8 protein-coding genes are annotated in these 6776 nt (G+C 34.7%); all 8 read right to left on the reverse strand.

Going from position 1 to position 6776, the window contains the following annotated elements:
- Window positions 1-2 precede the first annotated feature (2 nt).
- On the reverse strand, window positions 3-1034 hold the full coding sequence (locus tag ASE40_RS04820) for a 2Fe-2S iron-sulfur cluster-binding protein (RefSeq protein ID WP_057115704.1): 1032 nt from the start codon (window positions 1032-1034) through the stop codon (window positions 3-5).
- A gap of 81 nt (window positions 1035-1115) precedes the next feature.
- Complete coding sequence (nuoF, locus tag ASE40_RS04825) at window positions 1116-2483, reverse strand: NADH-quinone oxidoreductase subunit NuoF (RefSeq protein WP_057115706.1); 1368 nt, start codon at window positions 2481-2483, stop codon at window positions 1116-1118.
- Window position 2484: 1 nt separating this feature from the next.
- Entirely contained in the window at window positions 2485-3015 is a 531-nt protein-coding gene (locus ASE40_RS04830) for a complex I 24 kDa subunit family protein (protein ID WP_057115709.1), read from the reverse strand.
- Between the two features lie 188 nt (window positions 3016-3203).
- Window positions 3204-4442, reverse strand: coding sequence for an NADH-quinone oxidoreductase subunit D (locus ASE40_RS04835; RefSeq protein WP_057115711.1), 1239 nt, complete (start codon window positions 4440-4442; stop codon window positions 3204-3206).
- Between the two features lie 25 nt (window positions 4443-4467).
- Window positions 4468-4989, reverse strand: a complete 522-nt coding sequence (locus tag ASE40_RS04840) for an NADH-quinone oxidoreductase subunit C (protein WP_057115713.1) — start codon at window positions 4987-4989, stop codon at window positions 4468-4470.
- 1 nt (window position 4990) lies between these two features.
- The gene (locus tag ASE40_RS04845) at window positions 4991-5539 is read right to left on the reverse strand and encodes an NADH-quinone oxidoreductase subunit B (RefSeq protein ID WP_035646217.1); all 549 of its coding nucleotides are present in this window, start codon (window positions 5537-5539) and stop codon (window positions 4991-4993) included.
- A 159-nt stretch (window positions 5540-5698) separates the two neighbouring features.
- Entirely contained in the window at window positions 5699-6064 is a 366-nt protein-coding gene (locus ASE40_RS04850; RefSeq protein ID WP_057115716.1) for an NADH-quinone oxidoreductase subunit A, read from the reverse strand.
- Window positions 6065-6307: 243 nt separating this feature from the next.
- Window positions 6308-6502 carry a cold-shock protein gene (locus ASE40_RS04855; protein ID WP_007137066.1) on the reverse strand — a complete coding sequence of 65 codons (195 nt, stop codon included), beginning with the start codon at window positions 6500-6502 and terminating at the stop codon, window positions 6308-6310.
- Between the last annotated feature and the right edge of the window lie 274 nt (window positions 6503-6776).

Consider the following 6776-nt stretch of genomic DNA (forward strand, 5'->3'; position numbering starts at 1 on the left):
CGTTAAGAATTTTTGTTGTTAGTGTTTAATGGAATTTCAGCCATACTAATTTTTTTACGGTCAACATCTCTACCCATAAGAATATTCTTTTCAGTATCGATTTGTACTTTTTCTAATTTTTGAGTGTAGTTATTTTGATTGATAACAGAATCTTTTTCAAACTCTCTAGGTCCTTCAATAACCCAGTCGTTTACATCTTTGTGATCAAAACGACAGCTGTTGCAAATGAATTCCTCAACTTCATGGTACTCATCTTTACGACCAGTTACACGTTGAATTTCTCCACCAAACATCCAAACTGTAGTTTTACCACAACATCCTGGAGTATTACATTCTCTATGTGCATTGTAAGGTTTGTTAAACCAAACTCTTGATTTAAAACGGAATGTTTTATCTGTTAAAGCTCCAACCGGACAAACATCGATCATGTTTCCAGAGAACTCATTTGTAATGGCTTTAGAAATACAAGTCGAAATATTAGCATGATCACCACGATCTAATACTCCGTGAACTCTATTGTCTGTCAATTGATCTGCAACTTGTACACATCTTTGACATAGAATACAACGGTTCATATGCAGTTGAATATTTGGACCAATATCTTCTGGTTCAAATGTTCTTTTTTCTTCAATATAACGTGATTTTGGATTCCCGTGCTCAAAACTTAAGTTTTGAAGATCACATTCTCCAGCCTGATCACAGATAGGGCAGTCTAATGGGTGGTTGATCAATAAAAATTCTGTCACAGATTTACGCGCTTCGGTAACTCTTGCAGAAGATTTACTGTTTACTTCCATTCCGTCCATACATCCTGTTACACAAGATGCCATTAATTTTGGCATTGGTCTTGGGTCAGCTTCACTACCTTTAGAAACTTCAACTAAACAACAACGACATTTTCCACCGCTGCCTTTTAATTTTGAGTAATAGCACATGGCTGGCGGTACTAAATCTCCACCAATCATACGTGCAGCCTGCAGGATCGTTGTTCCTGGCTCTACGTCTATACTTTGACCGTCTATGGTTACTTTCATCTCTATATTTTGTTTTTTTAGTTTCCCGTTTAAAGTTTCAGGTTGAACTTGAAACTAAAAAAACTTGAAACTTGAAACTATTTAAACTGTTTGTTTGCCTACTAAATGCTTCACTTGTGAAAAAGGTTCAGCAACAAAGTGATCTCTATTTTTGATTTTTTCTGGGAAACGAACGTGATATTCAAATTCATCTCTAAAGTGACGAATTGCAGCTGCTACTGGCCAAGAAGCCGCGTCTCCTAAAGGACAAATTGTGTTTCCTTCGATTTTACTTTGAATACTCCACAATAATTCGATATCTTCTTCACGGCCTTGACCGTTTTCGATTCTCCATAAAATTTTCTCCAACCATCCTGTTCCTTCACGGCAAGGTGTACATTGTCCGCAAGATTCGTGGTGATAAAAACGGGCAAAGTTCCACGTGTTTCTAACAACACATGCAGTATCGTTATATACAATGAATCCTCCAGAACCTAACATAGATCCAGTTGCAAAGCCACCATCACTTAAAGATTCGTAAGTCATTAAACGATCTTCACCGTTTGCTGTTTTGAAAATCAAATCTGCTGGTAAAATTGGCACAGATGAACCTCCAGGTACAAATGCTTTTAATGGACGGCTAGAAGACATTCCTCCTAAATATTCATCAGAATTCATGAATTCGTCTACACTTAAACCTAATTCAATTTCGTAAACTCCAGGATTTTTGATGTGTCCAGAAGCAGAAATTAATTTAGTTCCTGTAGAACGACCGATTCCAATTTTAGCATAATCATCACCAGAATTGTTTACAATCCATGGCACCGTTGCTATAGTTTCAACATTGTTTACCACTGTTGGATTTGCCCAAAGTCCTGAAACTGCTGGGAAAGGCGGCTTAATACGAGGATTTCCTCTTTTACCTTCTAAAGACTCAATAAGTGCAGTTTCTTCTCCGCAGATATAAGCTCCAGCTCCACAGTGAACGTGAAGTTCAAGATCGTAACCTGAACCTAATATATTTTTTCCTAACCAGCCTGCAGCTTTAGCCTCGGCGATTGCTCTTTCTAAAATTTTGAAAACCCACATATATTCTCCACGAATGTAGATATAGGAAAGGTTAGCTCCCAATGCGTAGCTTGAAGTAATCATTCCCTCGATCAATAAGTGAGGAATATATTCCATCAAAAAGCGATCTTTAAAAGTTCCAGGTTCAGATTCGTCAGCATTACAAACTAAATGTCTTGGTCTTCCTGATTTTTTATCAATAAAGCTCCATTTCATTCCAGCAGGGAAACCCGCACCACCGCGGCCGCGAAGACCCGATTTTTTTACTTCTTCAGTAACTTCGTCTGGTGTTAATGTTTTTAAAGCTTTTTCTACAGAAGCATAACCACCATTTTGGCGATATACTTCGTAGGTTTTAATTCCAGGAATATTGATTTTATCTAATAATATTTTTTGTGACATCTTATTTATCGTGTAATATTATTTTATCATCTCTACAATCAGCAATAATCTGATCGATTTTTTCTTCTGTCAATTTCTCTTTGTAGAAATCACCTAACTGCATCATTGGAGCATATCCGCAGGCACCTAAACATTCTACACCAGCAATGGTAAACATTCCGTCTGGAGTTGTTTCTCCCATTTTAATGCCTAATTTTTCAGAAGTATAATCCATTAAATCTTCGGCACCACGCAGGCAGCAGCAAGAAGTCTGGCAGAACTCAAACATATACTTACCAATTGGCTTTTGGTTGAACATGGTATAAAAAGTAACCACTTCATAAACCTCAATCGGTTTTATCTGAAGAATTTCAGCAACCTTATCTTGAAGTTCAATACTAAGCCAGTTGTTGTGTGCATCCTGAACTTCGTGCAAAACAGGCAGTAAAGCCGATTTTTGTTTGCCCTCAGGATAATGACTGATCAATTCATTGATGCGGTTCATCAATGCTTCGGTCATGTTTATTTCTTGTTTGTAATGTTTACGTTCCATTTTTAATTTTAGATTTCAGATTTTAGATTTTAGATTTTTTCAATCTTTCTCTACAATCCATGATTCTTCAATCATTGTTTAAGTTTTAGATTCTTCAATCTGAATTTTTCAATTCCTAATTATAATTTTAAATCTAAATTCTAAAATGCATTCTCAATCAGCAATCTAAAATCTAAATTCTACAATTTTTAGGCATCTAATTCACCTGCAATTACATTTAAACTTGATAAAATAACAATTGCATCAGAAAGTAAAGCACCCTTGATCATTTCTGGATATGCTTGGTAATAAATAAAGCATGGTCTTCTGAAATGTAATCTATATGGAGTTCTACTTCCGTCTGTAACTAAATAAAATCCTATTTCTCCGTTTCCTCCTTCTACCGGGTGGTAAATTTCTGCAACTGGTACAGGAACTTCTCCCATTACAATCTTAAAGTGATAAATTAAAGATTCCATAGAAGTGTAAACATCTTCTTTTGGAGGAAGGTAGTAATCTGGAACTTCAGCATGATATTCGTTTCCTGGAGGCATTTTTTCTAACGCCTGACGAATAATGCTTAAACTTTCCCAAACTTCAGCATTACGAACACAGAAACGATCATAAGTATCTCCTGATTTTCCAACAGGAACAATAAAATCGAAATCTTCGTAAGATGAATATGGCTGTGCAACACGAACATCATAATCAACACCCGCAGCACGTAAGTTTGGACCTGTAAATCCGTAAGCCATTGCTTGTTCAGCAGAAATTGCGCCTACATTTACAGTTCTATCAAGGAAAATTCTATTTCTTTCGAATAAGTTTTCGAATTCTTTCCAAGCAATTGGAAATTCTTCAAGGAAAGTATCTAGTTTTTTGAAAGCTTCTGGAGACCAGTCTCTTTCAAAACCACCAATTCTTCCCATATTTGTAGTTAAACGAGCTCCACAAATTTCTTCGTAGATTTCGTAGATTTTTTCTCTAAATTGAAAAACGTATAAGAAACCAGTATACGCACCAGTATCTACACCCAAAATCGAGTTACAGATTAAGTGGTCTGTAATACGAGCCAATTCCATTACGATAACTCTTAAGTACTGTGCTCTTTTAGGAACTTCAATACCTAATAATTTTTCTAAAGTCATCCACCATCCCATATTGTTAATAGGAGAGGAGCAATAGTTCATACGGTCTGTAAGAGGTGTAATTTGATAAAAAGGACGATTTTCGGCGATTTTTTCGAAAGCTCTGTGGATGTAACCAATAGTTGGTTCAGCCTCAAGAATTCTTTCCCCATCCATCAACAGTATATTTTGAAAAATACCGTGTGTTGCAGGGTGTGTCGGACCTAAATTCAGAACTGAAAGTTCACTTCCGTCTTCATTTAGTTTCTCCTTAATTATTTTAGCATAACGATGCTCTGGTGGTAATAATAGTTCTGACATTTTATAATGTTGAATTATTTATTTTTTAGCAATTTGTTGTTGTTCTTCCAAAGAATCTGTCGTCTTTATCAGTTCTTCCGCTGTCTTCCATTGGGAATTCTTTTCTCATCGGGAAAGACACCATTTCGTCCATATTCAAAATACGTTTCAATTGCGGGTGACCAATAAAATTGATACCAAAGAAATCGTATGTTTCTCTTTCCATCCAGTTTGAACTTAAAAAGATATTTGAAATTGACTTGATTTCTGGTTTTTCACCATTTAGAAAAACTTTGATCTTTAATCTTTTGTTTTCGTACCAATTGTGCAGGTGGTATACAACTGCAAATTGACGTTCTGCTTCATTGTCTGGGTAATGAATACCACATAAATCAGTTAAGAAATGAAAACGTAATTCTGGATCGTTTTTAAGGAATAAAATCAACGCTGTAATTTTATCAGCCGAAGCTTCTAAAGAAAAAATATCTCTTTCTTGTTGAAAGTTAAAAACATCGTTATTAAATGTTTCTGTAAGTTTATCTTGAATCTGGGTATTTTCTAAAGCCATCTTATGAGATATTATATGAAGCTAATAATTCTTGGTATTCTGGTGAGCTTCTGCGTCTCACAGATTCGCTTTTTACCAATTCTTGAAGTCTCATTACTCCATCTACGATTTGTTCTGGTCTTGGTGGGCATCCTGGCACATAAACATCAACAGGGATTACTTTGTCAATTCCTTGAAGAACAGAATAAGTATCAAATATTCCTCCTGATGAAGCACATGCTCCAACTGCAATTACCCAGCGAGGTTCTGACATCTGCTCGTATACTTGTCTTAAGATAGGTGCCATTTTTTTTGAAATAGTCCCCATTACTAATAACATATCTGCTTGACGTGGAGAAAAACTCACACGCTCAGATCCAAATCGTGCCAAATCGTAATGTGAAGCCATTGTTGCCATAAACTCAATTCCGCAGCAAGATGTTGCAAAAGGTAAAGGCCAAAGAGAATTCGCGCGTGCCAAACCAACAACATCATTAAGTTTTGTAGCGAAGAAACCTTCTCCTACAACTCCTTCCGGTGGCGCAACCATATTTACTTTTGAATCGCTCATTTTATTTTAGATTTTAGATTTTAGATTTTAGATTTTTTCAAATCTTAGTCTATGATCTATATTTTTAAAATCATTATTGTATTTTGAGAAATTAAGCTTTCAAATCTAAAATTCTAAATCAAAACAATCTAAAATCAAAAATCTGAAATCTAAATTTTCTTATTCCCACTCTAGTGCTTTCTTTTTGATGATATAAAAGAAACCAACTAAAAGTAATGACATGAAAACTAACATTTTCAGCATTCCTTCAATTCCTAAATCTTTGAAGTTTACTGCCCAAGGATAAAGGAAAATTACCTCTACGTCGAACAATACAAATAAAATGGCAACTAGGAAATATTTAACAGAAAACGGAATACGGGCATTACCAACAGATTCGACACCGCATTCGAAGTTTTTATCTTTAACTTCAGAGGTTCTTCTTGGTCCTAATTTTCCAGAAATAATGATTGTTCCTACTACAAAACCAACAGCTAGAATAAACTGCATTAAAATAGGAATGTAACTGTATTGATCAGATTGCATAAACTTCGATTTTTTACTTAAAAAATGAGCCACAAAGATAACTTTCAACTCTGTAAAACACAAGCTAAAAAAGGTTTTAAGTGAGGTACGAAATAGCGTTTATGCCTAATTTTTATTGATTATAAATAACAGGGCGTTATTTTAATATTATTTTAAGAAAAGAGCAAAAAAAAACGTCTCGATATTAATCGAAACGTTTTCTAGACCATTCAGAGGCAAAAAAAATAAATTGCTATATTTTTCTTAGATTACTGCTACTTTAGCAGCAACTTTCCCTTTTCTTCCTTCTTCTTCTTCATAGCTTACACGGTCTCCTTCGCGTAATTCTTCCGCGTTAATTCCTGAAGCGTGAACGAAGATATCCTTTCCTGTTTCTTCGTCTGTAATGAATCCATAACCTTTAGATTCATTGAAAAATTTTACTGTACCTGTACGCATTGTAATTGTAATAATAATTTATAATAAAGCAAATGTAACATATAAATTCATACAAAAGACACTAAGGTGTTAATTTTTTGTAAAAATTATTGATTTCCAGTGTTTTTACGTAGTTTATTGCATCAAATTTTATATGAAATACCATAATTTGAGAATCATTTATTGTAGGAATATAAAAACAAGCCATTTGTAAGAATTTCATATTTCGAAAAATGATTATTTTAAGATTATTTTGATGTTTTCATAAAAAAAAAGCGNCCTGAAAAATTTTCAG

The organism is Flavobacterium sp. Root935, assembly GCF_001429295.1.
Classification (GTDB): domain Bacteria; phylum Bacteroidota; class Bacteroidia; order Flavobacteriales; family Flavobacteriaceae; genus Flavobacterium.

What these genes read in the sequence shown, in the direction of transcription:
- ASE40_RS04820 (WP_057115704.1), bottom strand. Translation starts at nt 1,034, where the DNA reads ATGAAAGTAACCATAGACGGTCAAAGTATAGACGTAGAGCCAGGAACA.
- nuoF (WP_057115706.1), bottom strand. Translation starts at nt 2,483, where the DNA reads ATGTCACAAAAAATATTATTAGATAAAATCAATATTCCTGGAATTAAA.
- ASE40_RS04830 (WP_057115709.1), bottom strand. Translation starts at nt 3,015, where the DNA reads ATGGAACGTAAACATTACAAACAAGAAATAAACATGACCGAAGCATTG.
- ASE40_RS04835 (WP_057115711.1), bottom strand. Translation starts at nt 4,442, where the DNA reads ATGTCAGAACTATTATTACCACCAGAGCATCGTTATGCTAAAATAATT.
- ASE40_RS04840 (WP_057115713.1), bottom strand. Translation starts at nt 4,989, where the DNA reads ATGGCTTTAGAAAATACCCAGATTCAAGATAAACTTACAGAAACATTT.
- ASE40_RS04845 (WP_035646217.1), bottom strand. Translation starts at nt 5,539, where the DNA reads ATGAGCGATTCAAAAGTAAATATGGTTGCGCCACCGGAAGGAGTTGTA.
- ASE40_RS04850 (WP_057115716.1), bottom strand. Translation starts at nt 6,064, where the DNA reads ATGCAATCTGATCAATACAGTTACATTCCTATTTTAATGCAGTTTATT.
- ASE40_RS04855 (WP_007137066.1), bottom strand. Translation starts at nt 6,502, where the DNA reads ATGCGTACAGGTACAGTAAAATTTTTCAATGAATCTAAAGGTTATGGA.